This is a genomic window from Microbacterium faecale (assembly GCF_014640975.1).
Lineage (GTDB): Bacteria > Actinomycetota > Actinomycetes > Actinomycetales > Microbacteriaceae > Microbacterium > Microbacterium faecale.
The window spans coordinates 1,977,566-1,994,272 of record NZ_BMHO01000001.1; the positions used below are offsets into that span (position 1 = coordinate 1,977,566).

The window sequence follows — 16,707 nt, forward strand, 5'->3', positions numbered from 1 at the left end:
GCTGTTCGGGTGGCCGGTTCTGCCCGGTGGCGTCACGACGCGGCAGCGAGTTGCTTGCGAACGATGTCGGCCCCCGCGCTCAGCGCGCTCATCTTCCCGCGCGCAACGTGACGGGGCAACGGAGCCATCCCGCAGTTCGTGCTCGGGAGGAGCTTGTCCGCATCGACGAACGCGAGCGCGTTTCGGAGGGTGTCGGCGACCTCTTCCGGAGTCTCGATGGCTTCGCTTGCCACGTCGATGGCCCCGAGCATGACCTTCTTGCCGCGGACGAGCTCGATCAGGTCCAGAGGCACGCGGGAACGGTGGCATTCCAGCGACACGATGTCGAGGGTGGACCGCTGCAAGAACGGCAGTGACTCTTCGTACTGCCTCCACTCCGGTCCGAGTGTCGCCTTCCACTCGGTGTTCGCCTTGATCCCGTAGCCGTAGCAGATGTGCACGGCGGTTTCCGCGCGCAGTCCTTCCGCTGCTCGCTCCAGCATCGCGACGCCCCAGTCCTGGAGCTCATCGAAGAAGACGTTGAATGCCGGCTCGTCGAACTGGATGATATCGACGCCGACGGCCTCGAGTTCCCTCGCCTCCTGATTGAGGATCGTCGCGAACTCCCACGCCAGCTTCTCGCGGCTCCTATAGTGGCGGTCGTAGAGCGTGTCGACCATCGTCATCGGCCCGGGAAGAGCCCACTTGATCGGCCCATCGGTCTGCTGACGCAGGAACCTCGCATCCTCGACGAACACGGGCTTCTCACGGCTCACCTCACCCACGACGGTCGGCACATTCGCGTTGTAACGATCGCGGATCCGAATGGTCTCGCGCTGCTCGAAATCGACTCCGCCGAGATGCTCGATGAACGTGGTGACGAAGTGCTGGCGGGTCTGCTCTCCGTCGCTGACGATGTCGATGCCGCTGCCGCGTTGCTCCTGGACTGCGATGCGCAGCGCATCCTGTTGTCCTTCGGCCAACTCGCCGTTCCGCAGTTTCCACGGAGACCAGAGGGTTTCCGGCTGCGCGAGCCATGACGGTTTCGGCAGGCTGCCGACGATCGAGGTGGGCAGGATCTTCTGCATGATCGGTGATCCCTTGCCGGTCAGCCGACGGGCGCAGGGTAGTTGGCGGCCCACTGTTCCAGAACTCTGCGGTGCGGCTTCACGAGATGCTCCTCCGTGTATTTCCCCTGGGTGATCGCGAGATGAGCGCGCTCGTCGCGGTCGTAGGCGATTTGAGTTCGCGAATAGTCGGGCTGGTCTAGGCTTGGTCGATAGACGCTGCCGGCGGCGGAGTTCGTGTTGTAGATCTCGGGGCGATAGATCTTCTGAAACGTCTCCATCGTGCTGATCGTGCCGATGAGCTGCAGATTGGGATAGTCGTTCAGCAGGTCGCCGCGGAAATAGAACGCCAGCGGCGCAGAACTGCCGGGCGGCATGAAGTATCGCGCCCGCAATCCCATTCTGTGGAAGTACGCGTCCGTCAGCGAGGACTTCTCCTGGCGATACTCGACGCCGAGGACCGGGTGATGGTTCTCGGTGCGGTGATACGTCTTGCTCGTGGAGACGCTGATACAGATCACGGGCGGCGCCGGGAAGTGCTCCTGATACGCGGCGGATTCAAGGAAGCACCTGAAGAGCTTGCCATGCAGTTCGCCGAAGTCGTCGGGCACGGTGAACGTCGTCGTGGTCTCGTTGACCGTCGGCAACAGCACGCTGAAGTCGAAATCGCGGACATAGGACGAGAAGTTGTTCCCGACGATGCCGCGGTGGCGTTGCCCGGTTCGCGTGTCGAGGATCTGCACGTCCAGAATCTCAAGCAGCGGGAACTCCTTGCCCTCCCCGCTCGCCGTGAACTGCAATTCGACGGAGATGATCTCGAGTTCGACGGCGTACCGCTCCCTGTCCGGGTTGTCCCAGTGCGCGAGGTCGTTGAACCGACGGTCGATCATCGTCAGGGCGTTGCGGAGATTCTGCTTCCGGTCGTCGCCTCTCGCCAGATTCGAGAAGTTCGTGGTGGCGCGCGAACTACGCGACGGCACGTAGTCCTCGTCGAAGCGCGTGGTGGTGATGCTGAATGTGAACTCGTTCGCCATGAGCGGTCAATCCGGGGTTGATCGGCCGGGATCGGCCATGCGGAAGTCGGTCGCCCTATCGTGCACGCAGTCCCCGGGTATCGAGAAATTCGAGATGACTATGAGTGGGTATAGCCTCAAGCTATGTCACAGGCATCGGGCGGGATCACGCTCCAGCGGCTCCACTACTTCATCGAGGTCGTTGCGGAAGGGTCGATCAGTGCGGCCGCCGACCTCCTCTATGTCTCCCAGCCGACCATGTCCGCGGCGATGAAGGACCTGGAGGCTCGGGTCGGCCGCACCCTTCTCGTGCGCTCGGCTCGCGGGGTGACGCTGACCGCCGATGGCACGGAGTTCCTTGGCTATGCCCGGCAGATCGTCGAACAGGTCGACCTCCTCGAGCAGCGCTACCTCGGCCGGCCGCCGTCGCGGCGCCTGCTCGGAGTGTCGGCGCAGCACTACTCATTCGTGGTTGAGGCATTCGTCCGCATGGTGAGGAGCAATGCGGCGGCCGAGTACGAGTTCTCGCTGCGAGAGACCCGCACGTGGGAGATCATCGAAGACGTCCGACTGTTTCGCAGCGAACTCGGCGTCCTCTACCGCAACGATTTCAACCGGAACGTGATCGACAAGCTGCTCCGGGACTCCGGGCTCGCGTTCACTCCGCTCTTTCTCGCCGCACCGCACATCTTCGTATCGCGCACGAATCCGCTTGCCGCTCGAGACCGCGTCACCCTCGATGACCTCGCGGACCTGCCGCGGCTCACGTTCGACCAGGGGGCGAACAACTCGTTTCACTTCGCTGAGGAGGTCCTCTCGACGTTGTCGAGCAAGCAGGAGATCCGTGTCTCGGACCGTGCGACCATTTTCAATCTCATGATCGGGCTGGACGGATACACCATCTCGACGGGCGTCATCAGCGACGACCTCGATCCGGAGATCGTCGCAATCCCGCTCGACGTCGACGAATCGATCGAGATCGGCTGGATCGGCCATTCCGCGGTGCCGCTCACGGAGCAGGCGCAACGCTACCTCGCGGAGCTGCGCAAGGTCGTGGCCGACTTCGGGATCGCGGTGCTCGACTAGGGTGCGATGTCGATGTCGACGTCGGTCGTCGGCCTGCTCATGGGTGCGCCGAGAGATGACGGTTCGGAGGAGCGCACCTGCCCAGGGCGTTCGGGGTTGTCCGCTACGATGAATGCCATGGGTAGTTTGATCTGCATGAGCGCGATGACGCGCGCGCTGGTTTTCCGCGACCGCAGCGCCTGACGGCGCGCTCGCACCCCACGCTTCGCGCGTCGTCCATCCGAGAGACCCTGTGCCTCGGAACGGCGATCCGACGTCTGACTGTCCTCTTCGTCCTTTCTGAGGCGCTCCGCATCTTGCATCTTGGAGCGCGCTCATGCCGCGATCAGTTTTCGGCGGCCGACACGAACTCGGCCAGAACTTTCTTGTCCACGCACCGACCATTACACGCATCACCCGGCTCGTCGCACGTACGGAAGGCGCGATCCTGGAGATCGGCGCGGGCGACGGAGCGCTCACGCGATCGCTCGCCGCGCTCGATCGCAGGATCACGGCGATCGACATCGATGAGCACCGCGTGCGGCGGCTCCGCAGTGACCTGCCTCGTGTCGAGGTTCAGCACGCCGACGCGCTGCGTTACCCGCTGCGGCATCCGGTGTTGGTCGGCAACGTGCCGTTTCATCTCACGACGCCGATCCTTCGCCGTATCCTCGCGACGAACGGCTGGGATCACGCCTTTCTGCTGACCCAGTGGGAGGTGGCTCGCAAGCGCGCCGGGGTCGGCGGACGCACGATGATGACGGCGCAGACCGCGCCGTGGTTTTCGTTCACCCTGCACGACCGTGTTCCGTCGTGGGCGTTCGCGCCGCGACCGAGTGTGGACGGCGGCGTCCTTCACATCCGTCGGCGAGACCGAAGCCTCATTCCGATGAAAGACCGCTCGCCGTACTCACGATTCGTGAGATCGGCGTTCACGGGGCGCGGCGGTTCCTTCGATCGCATCCTTCAGAACGCGATGGGCGTCGACCGAGCGTGTGCGAGGCGCGTGCTCGCTGACGCGGGCGTCGCCGCGCGCGGGTTGCCGCGGGACCTGACGGCCGAACAGTGGGCGGCACTCTGGCGCGGCCTGAAACGGTGACCTGCTCGTGCGCCGGCGGCGCCCGACCAGTGGTGGGGTCGGCGCTGCTGCGGCGCGGAGCCAGGAGCGTCGACGCCACAACGTCGACGAGTCAGGCACCGCGTCCGCACGGCCGGCTCTTCGCGACAGTCGCGAAGTAGCGACGTCCTGCCTGCACCTACATCACGGTCACGCGCCGAAATCGGTCATGGGCTCATTCTGAGAGAGCTGATCCTCGCGTCTACGTCGCCCTTCGCGTTGCCCAGGGCGGGTCATCTTCGTCGTCAGAGCCGGCCGTTTGCCGGAAGAACACGCGACTCACTGGTTCGTCTTCGTATGTGCGTCCGGTCGGACTCGTCCATTCCATGACGCCATGTGCACGTTGGGTCACAGACCACCCGGACTGGTGTTTCATCACGTGATGGCTCTCGCAGAGGTGTGCGAGGTTGGTGAGCGTCGTTGACCCGCCTCGGGCATAGTCGCGCGTGTGGTCGACGTCGCTACGGCGTGCGGGCGTGGTGCATCCGGGGAACCGGCAGGTGACGTCGCGCCCGATCAGCGCCCGTCTTTGTCCTGAGGATGGTCGGTAATGATCGACGTGTTCAATGACGCCCGTCTCAGGTCGGTAGAAGAGTCGTTCCCAGCCCGCGGCGCGCCCGGCGATGCCCCGGGCTGTGTTCGGCGAGATGAGCCCGCCCTCGTCGATCCAGCTGATGCCGTCGCTTGGGTCGATGATCTGCTCGACCGGGACGGTGACCTGCACGGTTGCGCTCACCTCGGCGAGCGCGGACCCGGATCCGCTTGCGTGCAGCTCGTGGGCTGTGGGGGAGGACGTCAGGATCAGATCGGTGAGGATGTCGACTCGGAGTTGGTCCGTCGTCCGGAGATCGGTGGCCGTCACCGCGGAGTCGGCGTTGAGAAGCGAGGGGCCGGATGCGGCGTCTGCTGACTGCGCGCGCCCTGACGTCTGAGCGACGGCTTCGCGCGCATCGTCGCCGTCGGCGCGACCACTTCTCGCCCCGCCTGCCTCGTCACGGTCCGGGTCGGCATTTTCGCCGTTGGCGTGATCAGCCGTGGCTCGCGCCGCGTCGGTATGCGCGCGGATGGAACGTTCGTTGTCGGCGCGGTCGACCTTGGCCCCGCCTGCGTCGGCATAGTCCCGGGCGCCGCTGTTGCTGTCGGCGCGAACGCTTCTGGTTCTGACGTCGTCGCCACGGTCCCGGGCGGCACTTTCGCTTGCGGCGCTCACCTCGCCGATGCCGCGCGCGCCTTGGGCCTCGCGTCGAGCCCTGCGTCTGTCAGTCTTCACGACCTTCGCCAGCTGCGTCGCGCGGTCGTAGATCGCGCGCGCTTCGAAGGTCGGCATGTAGAAGAGCAGGTCACTCATGCCGTCGTCGCGTTCGGTCAGCGTCACGAACCGCTTGGCTCGTTCGCGCTCATGGCGTTCGTGCAGCGAAACGGCGTCGAGCTGCGCGACCTGCTGCTTCACGATCCGCTTCAGGTCGCCGGGAGTGCTCGTCTCCGCGAACGGAACCGCCGCGTCATCGAGCGAGGCGCGTGCGTCGTGGTCGAGCACCCCGCCCGCGTCGGCCACGGCGCGGGCATGTCGTGCGCTGATCCGCCCGTCGCAGAGGGCTTCGCGCATGCGTGGATAGTCGGAGACGAAACCCTCGGCCTCTTCCATGACGTGCTTCGCCGCGGCGGGGTGGGTGTGCGTCGCCGCGGCGATCTCGGAGGCCATCGCCCTGCGTGCATCCTCGATACCGTTCGGGGCGGGCGATCGCTCGCCTTCCGCATGCGCGATCTCTGCCAGCTCCGCCAGCACGAGAGCCTTCTTTCCTTCCGCGCGGGCGATCTCGCGATCGCACTCCACGACTTCGTCGACGAGGACCCGCGCGCGCTCACGCTGCCGGGGATCCAATCCCTCGAGCTTTCGCGTGATGCGTTCGGCGTCCATATGTCAACGCTACGAGGGACCACTGACATTCGAAGAAAGATTCGAGCCGGGATTCACTTTGAGGTCAGGGAACGCGCTGGCATGCCACCTTATATCGTCGCGCCCCGGCGAATGCAGCGCATCAGCGAGGAGAACACCGCCGTGATCGAGGAGTCGATCATCGCTTTCGCTCGCCGCGGTCGTGCCGCTGTCCTGGCCCGTTGCGTGTCCGTCGTACCGATCGCGCCCGCCCGCACCTTCATCCGCCTCGTGTACGCTCGCCGGACCGTCAGCGCGAGAGCGGGCACGGCGGATAGGATGCACGTATGAAGAAGCTCCTGTGGTTCCTGCTCGGCATCGTGGGCGGGTTCGTGGCCGCGCACTTCATGACCAAGGATCCTCGCGGCAACGAGCTGCTCGCGTCGATCGACTCGCGCATCAACGGGTTCACGGATGCGCTTGCCGACGCGTACCGGGCCGAAGTCGCCCGCGAGACCAACGACTGACCGCCACAGGCTCTGACAAGGACGCATTCCCTGATATGAAGACCGCGGAGATCGCTACCCGGTACCTCGATCACTTCCGCTCGAAGGATCACACAATCGTTCCCTCGGCGTCGCTCGTCAGTGACGACCCGTCGCTGATGTTCACGGTCGCGGGCATGGTGCCGTTCATTCCCTACCTGACCGGCGTCGTTCCGGCCCCGTACTCGAGGGCCGCTGACCTGCAGAAGTGCATCCGGACGAACGACATCGAAGAGGTCGGCAAGACCGCCCGCCACGGCACGTTCTTCCAGATGATGGGGAATTGGTCCTTCGGCGACTACTTCAAGGAAGGCGCGATCACGTACGCGTGGGAGCTCCTCACCTCCAGCGAGGCCGACGGAGGCCTCGGCTTCGATGAGAAGGACCTCTGGGTCACCGTCTACGAGACCGACGATGAGGCGGCCGACATCTGGCGCCGCGTCATCGGTCTGCCCGCCGAGCGCATCCAGCGAATGGGGCGCGAGGACAACTACTGGCACACCGGCCAGCCCGGTCCCGGCGGCCCCGACTCCGAGATCTTCTTCGACCGCGGACCGGCCCACGGTCCGGGCGGCGGCCCCGCAGTCGATGACACCCGGTTCATGGAGCTGTGGAACCTCGTGTTCATGCAGGAGATGCTCGCCGACGTGAGGAGTCAGACCGACTTCCGCGTCGTCGGCGACCTGCCGCAGAAGAACATCGACACGGGCATGGGGCTCGAGCGCGTCGCCTTCCTCAAGCAGGGCGTGCAGAACATGTACGAGATCGACCAGGTGCGCCCCGTGCTCGATCGCGCGAGTGAGCTGAGCGGTCGTCGCTACGGCGCCGACGCCGGCGACGACGTGCGCTTCCGGATCATCGCCGACCACGTACGCAGCTCCATGATGCTGCTGAGCGACGGCGTGACCCCGGCGAACGAGGGACGCGGCTACGTGCTGCGGCGCCTCATGCGCCGTGCCGTGCGCTCCATGCGCCTTCTCGGCGTCGAAGAGGCCACCTTCCCCGAGCTGTTCACCGTCTCGCGGGACGCGATGAAGGAGAACTACCCGGAGCTCGAGACCGACTGGGAGCGCATCTCCACCTACGCGTACGCCGAGGAGGATTCCTTCCTGCGCAAGCTGAGCGCCGGCACGACGATCCTCGACACCGCGCTCGAGAAGGCCAAGGACACGGGAAGCTCCTCGCTCGGCGGCGACCAGGCGTTCCTGCTCCACGACACCTACGGCTTCCCGATCGACCTCACACTCGAGATCGCGGGCGAGGCCGGACTCGGGGTCGATCGCGACGCCTTCGACGACCTCATGCGCCGTCAGCGCGAGCGGGCGAAGGAAGATGCGCGCTCCCGCAAGAGCTCGATCGCCGACGTCAGCGTCTACCGGGAGTTCCGCGCGCTCGGCGAGACCGCGTTCCTCGGCTACGACGAGCTGACGGCCGCGAGCCGCGTCGTCGGGATCCTCGTCGACGGAGCGCCGGTCGACCGCGCGGTCGCCGGACAGGTCGCCGAGGTGATCCTCCCCGAGACGACGCTCTACGCGGAGTCGGGCGGCCAGGTCGCCGACAAGGGCACGATCATCGGCAGCGGATTCGAGCTCGACGTGATCGACGTGCAGCGGCCCGTGGCCGGACTCATCAGTCACACCGTCACCGTGCACACGGGCGAGGTCGGCATCGGCGATGCCGCGACGACCGTGGTCGACGAGGCGAACCGGCGTCGCGCTCAGGCCGCGCACTCGGCGACGCACCTCGTGCACGCCGCGCTCCGCGACACGCTCGGTTCCGGCGCACGGCAGGCCGGATCCCTGAACCGGGCCGGATACCTGCGCTTCGACTTCTCGTGGGGGCAGGCACTGTCCGACGCGACCAAGTCGGAGATCGAGGAGATCACGAACCGCGCGATCGGCGACAACCTCGGGGTCGCCACGCGCACGATGTCCCTCGACGAAGCGAAGGCTGCGGGAGCGATGGCCCTGTTCGGCGAGAAGTACGGCGACACCGTTCGCGTCGTGGACATCGGCGGGCCCTGGTCGCGTGAGCTGTGCGGCGGAACCCACGTGGCGACCTCCGCCGAGATCGGCCTCGTGTCGCTCACCGGTGAATCGTCGGTGGGCGCGGCGAACCGCCGCGTCGAGGCGCTCGTCGGCGCCGACGCGTTCCGTGAGCTCGCCTCCGAGCGTCGGATCGTCCAGGAGCTCACCAGCGCCCTCAAGACACCGAAGGACAAGCTCGCCGGCCGCGTCGCCGAGCTGTCGGCGAACCTCAAGCGCGCCGAGAAGCGGATCCAGGCCTTCGAGGCCCAGAAACTGCAGCAGCGCGTGCCGGAGCTGGTCGCCGCCGCGGCGCCGGCCGGTCGCATCACGCTCGTCGCCGAGGCGCTCGGTGACGTCGGGTCCGCGGACGACGTGCGCACGCTGGTCACGCAGGCGCGCGAGCGCCTCGCGGGCGAGGCAGCGGTCGTCGCCCTCATCGGCGTCGCGAACGACCGCCCGGTCGTCGTGATCGGCACCACCGAGCGCGCGCGCGAGAGCGGTGCGCAGGCGGGCGCCCTCGTCAAGCTCGCCACCGGCGCGCTCGGCGGCGGGGGAGGCGGCAAGCCGGACCTCGCGCAGGGCGGTGGACAGGACTCGTCCGCGATTCCCGCCGCGCTCAGCGCGCTTCAGGACGCGGTCGCGGCGCTTTAGGCGATGGGGGAGTTCCGACGCGGAGTGCGTCTCGCGATCGATGTCGGGCGCGCTCGTATCGGTGTCGCGCGGTGCGACCCGGACGGCATGCTCGCCGTGCCGGTCGAGACCGTGGCGCGCGCGAGCGGATCCGTGGCCCGCATCGGTGACCTCGTCGCCGAGTACGAGCCGATCGAGCTCGTGGTCGGCCTTCCGCTCAACATGCGTGGCGAGGACACGCCGTCGACTGACGACGCGCGTCGATTCGCGACGGAGCTGGCTGCAGCGCTTCCCGAGACGCCGATACGCCTGGTGGATGAGCGCCTCAGCACGGTGAGCGCGCACACCGCGCTCAGACAGTCGGGTCGCTCTCAGAAGAAGTCTCGCGGTATCGTCGATCAGATTGCGGCGGTGGTGTTCCTCCAACACGCCGTCGACACTGAGAAGACCACTGGCCGTGCGCCCGGCACGGTTCTGGACGAGGAGTAATAGGTCCGTCATGACCGAGCCCGATTCCCCTGAAGCCAGGCCGCTGACGAGGCGCGAGCTGCGGCAGCAGCGCGAACGCGAGCGGAACGACGGCGCGCCAGCGCCCGATGACGGCGACGCAGCGGCGGTGTCGGTACAAGAACCGCCGCGCTCACCTGAGCCTGAGCCTGAGCCTGAGCCTGAGCCTGAGCCTGAGCCTGAGCCTGAGCCTGAGCCTGAGCCTGAGCCTGCACCTCGCCCCGCCGTGCGCGACCAGAAGCCCGCTCCGGCCGAGTCGACGCACCCGCGCACCGTGCCGACCGCGGCGACGCCCGCACGGGAAGCGAGCGGATCCGCCGCGCAGTTCGCCCCGCCGTCGTCAGCTGGCGCCCCGGCGCCCGGGGGCGACGCGGGACCGTCGAATGACTCCGTGCACAGCTACGCCGCGGCGGCCGCCAGCGGTTCCACGCTCGAGAGTCTCCTGACGCCGGCGGAGGGGACGGCCGCGCGCCCGAAGAAGCGGCGCGGCGGTGCGATCGCGATCATCGTGATCATCGTCGCGCTCATCGTCGCGCTGGTACTCGGCGGGATGTGGGCCGCGAAGACGTATGGCGGGCCCATCGGCGAGCTCCTCGGCTGGAACTCGGAGCCGACCGACTACGAGTCCGGACAAGCCACCGGCGAGGCCGTCATCATGATCCAGCAGGGCGACACGGGCTGGGAGGTCTCGCAGGCGCTCTATGAGGCTGACGTCACGCGCACCGAGTCGGTCTTCTACGACATGCTCGTCGACGCGCAGCAGAACCCCGAGTTCCGCCCCGGCATGTACGAACTGCAGCGGATGATGACCGCATCCGCCGCGCTCGAGCGGCTCGAGGACCCGGAGGCCCGGCTTCCGGGCGTCGCGTTCCCGGAGGGATACGCGAACGACCAGATCGCGCCCGTCATCGCGACGGCACTCGAGGTCCCCGAGGGCGAGGTCGTCGCGGCACTCGAGGATCCGTCCGACTACGGCGTCGACGCGGACTCCCTCGAAGGGTGGCTTTTCCCGGGAACCTACGAGTACACGCCCGGCACGGAAGTCACCACGGTGATCCAGGACCTGGTCGACCGCACCCGCAGCACGCTCGAAGACGCCGGCGTGCCCGAGGACCGGATGCAGCGCGTGCTCACGATCGCATCGATCCTCGAACGCGAGGCACGGGCGGAGGAGGACTTCTATCGTGTGTCTCGGGTGATCCAGAACCGTCTCGACGACGACATGCGCCTGCAGATGGACTCGACGGCGCAGTACGGCTACGGCGAGATGCACGACGGCGATGTCTTCAGTTCAGCCGAGGCGCTGGAGGACGACAACGCGTGGAACACCTACGCCCACACGGGCCTCCCCGTTGGACCCATCTCGAACCCGGGAGCACTCGCGATCGACGCCGCCGTCAATCCCACTGACGGCAACTGGCTGTACTTCGTGACCGTGAACCTCTCGTCGGGAGAGACGCGGTTCGCGTCGACACTCGCCGAGCACGAGGAGTACGTCGCCGAGTTGCAGCAGTGGTGCGCCGACAACCCGGACGAGACGGGCTGCGGGTGACCACCCACCGCCTCGAGGTCTGGGGCGATCCGATCGGTCACAGTCGCTCTCCGGTGCTGCACGCCGCGGCCTACCGAACGCTCGGCCTCGACTGGCTCTTCACGCGCCGCGAGGTGCCCCTCGGTCGCTTCGACCGCGCCCTGGCCGACGCCAGTGTGCGCGGCCTCGCCGTGACGTATCCGCTCAAGCAGCGCGCGCACGATGCGGCACCATGGCGGGATCAGCGCGCGGCGGTGACCGGAGCGGCGAACACGCTGCTCCCGACTGAGGAGGGACTGCGCGCCTACAACACCGACGTCGGCGGCATCGTCCGCGCGCTCGACGAGCTCGATCTCGCGGCGTCGCGGACCGTCCGGATCGTTGGCGCGGGAGCGACGACCATCTCGGCCGTGGCCGCCCTCGCGGAACTCGGAGTCGCCCAGGTCGAGGTCGCCGCACGCCGTCCCGAGCAAGCCGCCGCCGCGGCGGACGTGGGCACCGGACTGGGCCTGTCCGCACGCGGCGTCTCCTTCGACGCCGTCGCCCGTCCTGTCGACCTGACGATCGCGACGCTGCCCGGCGGCGCCGAGCTCGCGCCGGACGTCACCGACCGGCTCGCCGCGAACGGAGGGGTGCTCTTCGACGTTGCATACAGCCCGTGGCCGAGCGCCCTCGCTTCCGCATGGCCGGCGCCCGCCCACCGCGGCCTGGGCATGCTCCTGCACCAGGCCGTCCTCCAAGTGCGGATCTTCCTCACCGGGAACGTGGACGAACCGCTGCCCGATGAGCCCCGCGTCGTGAGTGCGATGCGAGACGCTCTAGGCTAGGAGCCATGCTCCGCGTGCTCACCGCCGGCGAATCGCACGGCCCCGAACTCATCGCCATCATGGAGGGACTCCCCGCGGGAGTCCCCGTCTCGATCGACGACATTCAGGCCGACCTGCAGCGCCGAAAGCTCGGCTATGGCCGCGGCTCGCGGATGAAGTTCGAGCAGGACGAGCTCACGCTCTCCGGCGGCGTGCGCCACGGCCTCAGCATGGGCAGCCCCGTCGCGATTCGCGTCGGCAACACCGAATGGCCGAAATGGACCGAGGTGATGAGTGCCGAGCCGACCGAGCTCAGCGCGATGTCGCGCGGTCGGGGAGCGCCGCTGACGCGCCCTCGTCCTGGTCACGCCGACCTCGTCGGCATGCAGAAGTACGGCTTCACGGAATCTCGACCGATCCTCGAGCGCGCCAGCGCGCGCGAGACGGCGGCGCGCGTCGCGCTCGGAGCGGTCGCCCGCTCCTTCCTCTCCGAACTCGGGATCCGGCTCGTCGCGCACACGCTGTCAATCGGCCCCGTCGCGGTTCCTGACGACGCACCTCTTCCCACGCCCGACGACGTCGAGCGCCTCGATGCGGATCCGCTGCGCTGCTTCCACTCGGCTACGAGCGAGCGCATGGTCGCCGAGATCGACGACGCCAGGAAGTCGGGCGACACGCTCGGCGGCATCGTGGAGGTCATTGCCGTGGGCCTGCCGCCGGGGCTGGGCTCGCACGTGCACTGGGACCGTCGCCTCGACGGCCGGCTTGCGCAGGCGCTCATGAGTATCCAGGCCATCAAGGGCGTCGAGATCGGCGACGGCTTCGAGACGACGCGGCGGCGCGGTTCCGCTGCGCACGACGAGCTCTACGCGTCGGCGGACGGGATCTCGCGTGGCTCCGATCGCGCCGGCGGCACCGAGGGCGGTATGTCGACGGGCACGACGCTGCGCGTGCGTGCCGGCATGAAGCCGATCGCGACCGTCCCGCGCGCGCTCGACACGATCGACGTCGCGACGGGCGAGACCGCCAGTGCGCACCACCAGCGCTCGGATGTGTGCGCGGTTCCGGCGTCCGGTGTCGTCGCGGAGGCCATGGTCGCGATCACGCTGGCCAGCGCCATCCTCGAGAAATTCGGAGGCGACTCGGTCGACGAGACGCGCCGCAACCTCACCGCGTACCTCGACGCGATCCCCGAGACGCTTCGGACGACGGGCCGGTCGATGAGCGATGAGTGACGGCCGCGCCTCGGTCGCCTTCATCGGTCCGATGGGATCAGGGAAGACGAGCATCGCGCGGCGGGTCGCGAAACGTCTCGACGTGCCCTTCGCCGACACCGACGCGATGGTCGTCGCCGAGCACGGTCCCATCGCCGACTTCTTCTCTGAGCATGGCGAGGCGGCCTTCCGTCGCGTCGAACGTGATGCGGTCGTCGACGCCCTCACCCGAGGCGGCATCGTCGCGCTCGGCGGGGGAGCGGTCGTCACCGACGAGACTCGCGAGGCGCTCGCGCATCACCACGTGGTGCTCCTCACGGTCTCCGAACGCACCATTCGGTCGCGCATCCGAGGCGCCAAGCGCCCGCTGCTCAACGCCGCCGACCCCATCGCGGAGTGGAGCCGGATCGCCGCCGAACGCCGACCGATCTATGAGGCGCTCGCGGACGTGACTTTCGATACCTCGAGTGGTCCGCTGCGCCTCGTCGTCGACTCCGCCGCGGAGTGGGCGGCTGATCGACTCGGCATCGCCATCGACAGAAGGGACACCGCATGAGCGAGAAGACCGTGATCCGCGTCGAAGGAGAGCCCGGCTACGACGTGCTCGTCGGCACGGGACTGCGACACCAACTGCGTGATTCGCTCCCTCCGGAGGCGAAGAAGGTGCTGATCGTCCATCAGCCGACGCTCGGCCGCATCGTCGCGGACATCCGCGAAGAACTCCTCGCCGACGGCGACCTCGAGGTCCTGCTCGCCGAGATCCCCGACGCGGAGGGCGCCAAGCGCATCGAAGTGGCGTCGTTCCTCTGGGGAATCCTCGGACAGGCGGACTTCACCCGCACGGACGCGATCGTGGGCTTCGGCGGGGGAGCGGCGACCGACCTCGCCGGCTTCACGGCCGCGACGTGGCTGCGCGGCGTGGCGGTCGTGCAGGTGCCGACCACCGTGCTCGGCATGGTCGACGCGGCTGTTGGCGGCAAGACGGGCATCAACACAACCGAGGGTAAGAACCTCGTCGGTGCGTTCTGGGCGCCGCGCGCGGTGATCTGCGACCTGGAGCTGCTGGAGCCGCTTCCGGTCAACGAGCTGACCGCCGGATTCGCCGAGGTCTTGAAGGCCGGCTTCATCCGGTACCCCGAGATCCTCGACCTCGTCGAGGCCGACCGCGAGACCGCGCTCGACCCGTCGTCGGAGCAGTTCCGCCGCTGCATCGAGCTCGCGATCCGCATGAAGGCCGATGTGACGGGCGCCGACTTCCGCGAGTCGGGGCTCCGGGAGATCCTGAACTACGGCCACACCCTCGGTCACGCGATCGAGCACGCTGAGCGTTACCAGTGGCGCCACGGGGCGGCCATTTCGATCGGCATGATGTTCGCTGCGGAACTCTCGCGCCTCGCGGGGCGACTGAGTGACGACGCGGTCGATCGGCATCGCCGGATCCTCACCGACCTCGGCCTGCCCACGACGTACCGAGCGGGAGCGTGGAACCAGCTGCTCGCGTCGATGCAGCGCGACAAGAAGACGCGGGCCGGCCAGCTGCGCTTCATCGTGCTGGACGAGTTCGGCAAGCCCGCCGTGATGCAGGCGCCCGACCAGTCACTGTTGTTCGCGGCGTACCAGGAGATCGCCGAGGAGAGCACCGGCGGGATCGTGCGCACCGGATCACGGTAGAATCACCCGTCGGGCCTTCGGCCCGCACGGCTTGGCACACGACGGAAACGGAACCTCATACCCATGGCATCGACCGCAGACATCCGCAACGGCGTCGTTCTTTCGATCGACGGACAGCTCTGGAACGTTGTGGAGTTCCAGCACGTCAAGCCGGGCAAGGGCGGTGCGTTCGTGCGCACCAAGCTCAAGAACGTCGTGTCGGGCAAGACCGTCGACAGGACGTTCAACGCCGGTGCGAAGGTCGACATCCAGAACGTCGACCGTCGGGATTTCCAGTACCTCTACAACGACGGCGACAGCTTCGTCTTCATGGACGTCGAGGACTACGACCAGATCAACGTCACCGACGCCGTCGTGGGCGATGCGGCGCGCTTCCTCCTCGAGAATATGCAGGTGCAGATCGGCATGCACGATGGGCAGCCGCTCTACCTCGAGATGCCGCCGTCGGTCGTGGTGGAGATCACCTACACCGAGCCCGGCCTGCAGGGCGACCGGTCGAACGCCGGCACGAAGGCCGCAACGGTCAGCACGGGCGCCGAGATCCAGGTGCCGCTGTTCCTTAACGAGGGCACGAAGGTGAAGGTCGACACCCGCACGGGCGACTACCTCGGCCGCGTGAACGACTGACGGTGAGCGCACGCACCAAGGCGCGCCGCCGCGCGCTGAACATCCTCTTCTCGGCCGACATCCGCGGCGACGCGATCTCGGTCGCGCTGGACGCGGAGGCCGTTCGCGCCGCCAACGAGCCCGAGCGCGCCGCGTCGTGGCTCTACGCGCGCGAGATCGTCGACGGCGTCATCGACCACCTCGACGAGATCGATGAGCTGCTGACGACGCACAGCCGCGACTGGCGCATCGAGAGGATGCCGGCCGTCGACCGCGCCGTGCTGCGACTGTCGACGTGGGAGTTGGTCTACAACGACGAGATCGACGTCGCCGTCGCGATCGATGAGGCAGTCGAACTCGTGAAGGATCTCTCGACGGACGGATCCGGTGCGTTCGTGAACGGCGTGCTGGCGCGCATCGCGCGCGCGAGTTGACGTAGACTGATTCGCGCAGCCCTGCACCTTTAACACCGTCCCGTGAGGCGGAGAAGGGAGCGGCAGATGAGCACGAGAACTGTGCTTCATGAAGCCGATATGGCGCGCGCTCTGACGCGCATCGCCCACGAGATCCTCGAATCGAATCGGGGTCCGGACGGCCTCGTCCTTCTCGGCATCCCCACCCGCGGCGTTCCCCTCGCCGACCGGCTGGCGGCGCTCATCGAGCGCTTCGCTGGCCAGCGGGTGCCGACTGGTCAGCTCGACGTGACCATGTACCGCGACGATCTGGCTCAGCACCCGACGCGTGCGCCCCGACCGACCTCGATCCCGAGCGGCGGCATCGATCGCGCGACCGTGGTCCTCGTGGACGACGTGCTCTACTCCGGCCGCTCGATCCGCGCCGCGCTCGACGCCCTCGGCGACATCGGTCGACCTGCGACCGTACGTCTCGCGATCCTCGTCGACCGCGGGCATCGCGAGCTGCCGATCCGGCCCGACTTCGTCGGCAAGAACCTGCCATCGGCGCGCTCCGAGCGCGTGAACGTCGCACTCACCGAGATCGACGGCGTCGACGAGGTCACGATCGAAGGGGCGGACCGATGAAGCTGCGGCGAGG

General features: G+C 67.7%; 17 protein-coding genes. 13 read left to right on the forward strand and 4 right to left on the reverse strand.

What is annotated here, in order from left to right:
- Nucleotides 1–32 precede the first annotated feature (32 nt).
- Both IEW87_RS09315 and IEW87_RS09320 read right to left on the reverse strand, forming a co-directional pair.
- Entirely contained in the window at nucleotides 33–1,067 is a 1,035-nt protein-coding gene (locus IEW87_RS09315; protein ID WP_188711960.1) for a methionine synthase, read from the reverse strand.
- A 20-nt stretch (nucleotides 1,068–1,087) separates the two neighbouring features.
- Entirely contained in the window at nucleotides 1,088–2,080 is a 993-nt protein-coding gene (locus IEW87_RS09320; RefSeq protein ID WP_188711961.1) for a putative oxygenase MesX, read from the reverse strand.
- Nucleotides 2,081–2,203: 123 nt separating this feature from the next.
- Here IEW87_RS09320 and IEW87_RS09325 point away from each other — a divergent pair, with 123 nt between their 5' ends.
- Complete coding sequence (locus IEW87_RS09325) at nucleotides 2,204–3,145, forward strand: LysR family transcriptional regulator (protein WP_188711962.1); 942 nt, start codon at nucleotides 2,204–2,206, stop codon at nucleotides 3,143–3,145.
- On the opposite strand, the gene IEW87_RS15145 is transcribed toward IEW87_RS09325, so the two are convergent.
- A complete protein-coding gene (locus IEW87_RS15145; RefSeq protein ID WP_268234596.1) occupies nucleotides 3,142–3,264 on the reverse strand; it encodes a hypothetical protein in 123 nt (40 codons plus the stop codon). The two genes, IEW87_RS09325 and IEW87_RS15145, sit on opposite strands and share 4 nt — an antisense overlap.
- Before the next feature lie 197 nt (nucleotides 3,265–3,461).
- Here IEW87_RS15145 and erm point away from each other — a divergent pair, with 197 nt between their 5' ends.
- The gene (gene erm / locus IEW87_RS09330; RefSeq protein ID WP_188711963.1) at nucleotides 3,462–4,223 is read left to right on the forward strand and encodes a 23S ribosomal RNA methyltransferase Erm; all 762 of its coding nucleotides are present in this window, start codon (nucleotides 3,462–3,464) and stop codon (nucleotides 4,221–4,223) included.
- 220 nt (nucleotides 4,224–4,443) lie between these two features.
- Here erm and IEW87_RS09335 read toward each other — a convergent pair whose 3' ends face one another.
- Nucleotides 4,444–6,159: an HNH endonuclease signature motif containing protein gene (locus IEW87_RS09335; RefSeq protein WP_188711964.1), complete on the reverse strand. Its 1,716-nt coding sequence runs from the start codon at nucleotides 6,157–6,159 to the stop codon at nucleotides 4,444–4,446.
- Between the two features lie 305 nt (nucleotides 6,160–6,464).
- On the opposite strand from IEW87_RS09335, the gene IEW87_RS09340 reads away from it, so the two are divergent.
- From IEW87_RS09340 to pyrR, 11 genes are all read left to right on the forward strand, one after another.
- Nucleotides 6,465–6,644 carry a hypothetical protein gene (locus IEW87_RS09340; RefSeq protein ID WP_188711965.1) on the forward strand — a complete coding sequence of 60 codons (180 nt, stop codon included), beginning with the start codon at nucleotides 6,465–6,467 and terminating at the stop codon, nucleotides 6,642–6,644.
- A gap of 35 nt (nucleotides 6,645–6,679) precedes the next feature.
- A complete protein-coding gene (gene alaS / locus IEW87_RS09345) occupies nucleotides 6,680–9,340 on the forward strand; it encodes an alanine--tRNA ligase (RefSeq protein WP_188711966.1) in 2,661 nt (886 codons plus the stop codon).
- A 3-nt stretch (nucleotides 9,341–9,343) separates the two neighbouring features.
- Nucleotides 9,344–9,808: a Holliday junction resolvase RuvX gene (gene ruvX / locus IEW87_RS09350; protein WP_188711967.1), complete on the forward strand. Its 465-nt coding sequence runs from the start codon at nucleotides 9,344–9,346 to the stop codon at nucleotides 9,806–9,808.
- A gap of 10 nt (nucleotides 9,809–9,818) precedes the next feature.
- On the forward strand, nucleotides 9,819–11,378 hold the full coding sequence (gene mltG, locus IEW87_RS09355; RefSeq protein ID WP_188711968.1) for an endolytic transglycosylase MltG: 1,560 nt from the start codon (nucleotides 9,819–9,821) through the stop codon (nucleotides 11,376–11,378).
- Nucleotides 11,375–12,184, forward strand: a complete 810-nt coding sequence (locus IEW87_RS09360; protein ID WP_229731062.1) for a shikimate dehydrogenase family protein — start codon at nucleotides 11,375–11,377, stop codon at nucleotides 12,182–12,184. Before mltG ends, IEW87_RS09360 begins: the two co-directional genes overlap by 4 nt.
- Before the next feature lie 5 nt (nucleotides 12,185–12,189).
- Nucleotides 12,190–13,398, forward strand: coding sequence for a chorismate synthase (gene aroC, locus IEW87_RS09365; RefSeq protein WP_188711969.1), 1,209 nt, complete (start codon nucleotides 12,190–12,192; stop codon nucleotides 13,396–13,398).
- The gene (locus IEW87_RS09370; RefSeq protein WP_188711970.1) at nucleotides 13,391–13,933 is read left to right on the forward strand and encodes a shikimate kinase; all 543 of its coding nucleotides are present in this window, start codon (nucleotides 13,391–13,393) and stop codon (nucleotides 13,931–13,933) included. The genes aroC and IEW87_RS09370 overlap by 8 nt, the downstream gene beginning before the upstream one ends.
- Nucleotides 13,930–15,048 (forward strand): 3-dehydroquinate synthase, encoded by a 1,119-nt coding sequence (gene aroB, locus IEW87_RS09375; RefSeq protein WP_188711971.1) that lies wholly within the window; start codon nucleotides 13,930–13,932, stop codon nucleotides 15,046–15,048. The genes IEW87_RS09370 and aroB overlap by 4 nt, the downstream gene beginning before the upstream one ends.
- Before the next feature lie 63 nt (nucleotides 15,049–15,111).
- Nucleotides 15,112–15,675, forward strand: a complete 564-nt coding sequence (efp, locus tag IEW87_RS09380; RefSeq protein WP_188711972.1) for an elongation factor P — start codon at nucleotides 15,112–15,114, stop codon at nucleotides 15,673–15,675.
- A gap of 2 nt (nucleotides 15,676–15,677) precedes the next feature.
- Nucleotides 15,678–16,088 carry a transcription antitermination factor NusB gene (gene nusB, locus IEW87_RS09385; RefSeq protein WP_188711973.1) on the forward strand — a complete coding sequence of 137 codons (411 nt, stop codon included), beginning with the start codon at nucleotides 15,678–15,680 and terminating at the stop codon, nucleotides 16,086–16,088.
- Nucleotides 16,089–16,154: 66 nt separating this feature from the next.
- Nucleotides 16,155–16,694 (forward strand): bifunctional pyr operon transcriptional regulator/uracil phosphoribosyltransferase PyrR, encoded by a 540-nt coding sequence (gene pyrR / locus IEW87_RS09390; protein ID WP_188711974.1) that lies wholly within the window; start codon nucleotides 16,155–16,157, stop codon nucleotides 16,692–16,694.
- Nucleotides 16,695–16,707: the final 13 nt, after the last annotated feature.

What these genes read in the sequence shown, in the direction of transcription:
- IEW87_RS15145 (WP_268234596.1), bottom strand. Translation starts at nt 3,264, where the DNA reads ATGGCATTCATCGTAGCGGACAACCCCGAACGCCCTGGGCAGGTGCGC.
- mltG (WP_188711968.1), top strand. Translation starts at nt 9,819, where the DNA reads ATGACCGAGCCCGATTCCCCTGAAGCCAGGCCGCTGACGAGGCGCGAG.
- IEW87_RS09325 (WP_188711962.1), top strand. Translation starts at nt 2,204, where the DNA reads ATGTCACAGGCATCGGGCGGGATCACGCTCCAGCGGCTCCACTACTTC.
- efp (WP_188711972.1), top strand. Translation starts at nt 15,112, where the DNA reads ATGGCATCGACCGCAGACATCCGCAACGGCGTCGTTCTTTCGATCGAC.
- erm (WP_188711963.1), top strand. Translation starts at nt 3,462, where the DNA reads ATGCCGCGATCAGTTTTCGGCGGCCGACACGAACTCGGCCAGAACTTT.
- IEW87_RS09335 (WP_188711964.1), bottom strand. Translation starts at nt 6,159, where the DNA reads ATGGACGCCGAACGCATCACGCGAAAGCTCGAGGGATTGGATCCCCGG.
- IEW87_RS09315 (WP_188711960.1), bottom strand. Translation starts at nt 1,067, where the DNA reads ATGCAGAAGATCCTGCCCACCTCGATCGTCGGCAGCCTGCCGAAACCG.
- alaS (WP_188711966.1), top strand. Translation starts at nt 6,680, where the DNA reads ATGAAGACCGCGGAGATCGCTACCCGGTACCTCGATCACTTCCGCTCG.
- IEW87_RS09320 (WP_188711961.1), bottom strand. Translation starts at nt 2,080, where the DNA reads ATGGCGAACGAGTTCACATTCAGCATCACCACCACGCGCTTCGACGAG.
- ruvX (WP_188711967.1), top strand. Translation starts at nt 9,344, where the DNA reads ATGGGGGAGTTCCGACGCGGAGTGCGTCTCGCGATCGATGTCGGGCGC.
- pyrR (WP_188711974.1), top strand. Translation starts at nt 16,155, where the DNA reads ATGAGCACGAGAACTGTGCTTCATGAAGCCGATATGGCGCGCGCTCTG.
- IEW87_RS09340 (WP_188711965.1), top strand. Translation starts at nt 6,465, where the DNA reads ATGAAGAAGCTCCTGTGGTTCCTGCTCGGCATCGTGGGCGGGTTCGTG.
- aroC (WP_188711969.1), top strand. Translation starts at nt 12,190, where the DNA reads ATGCTCCGCGTGCTCACCGCCGGCGAATCGCACGGCCCCGAACTCATC.
- aroB (WP_188711971.1), top strand. Translation starts at nt 13,930, where the DNA reads ATGAGCGAGAAGACCGTGATCCGCGTCGAAGGAGAGCCCGGCTACGAC.
- IEW87_RS09370 (WP_188711970.1), top strand. Translation starts at nt 13,391, where the DNA reads ATGAGTGACGGCCGCGCCTCGGTCGCCTTCATCGGTCCGATGGGATCA.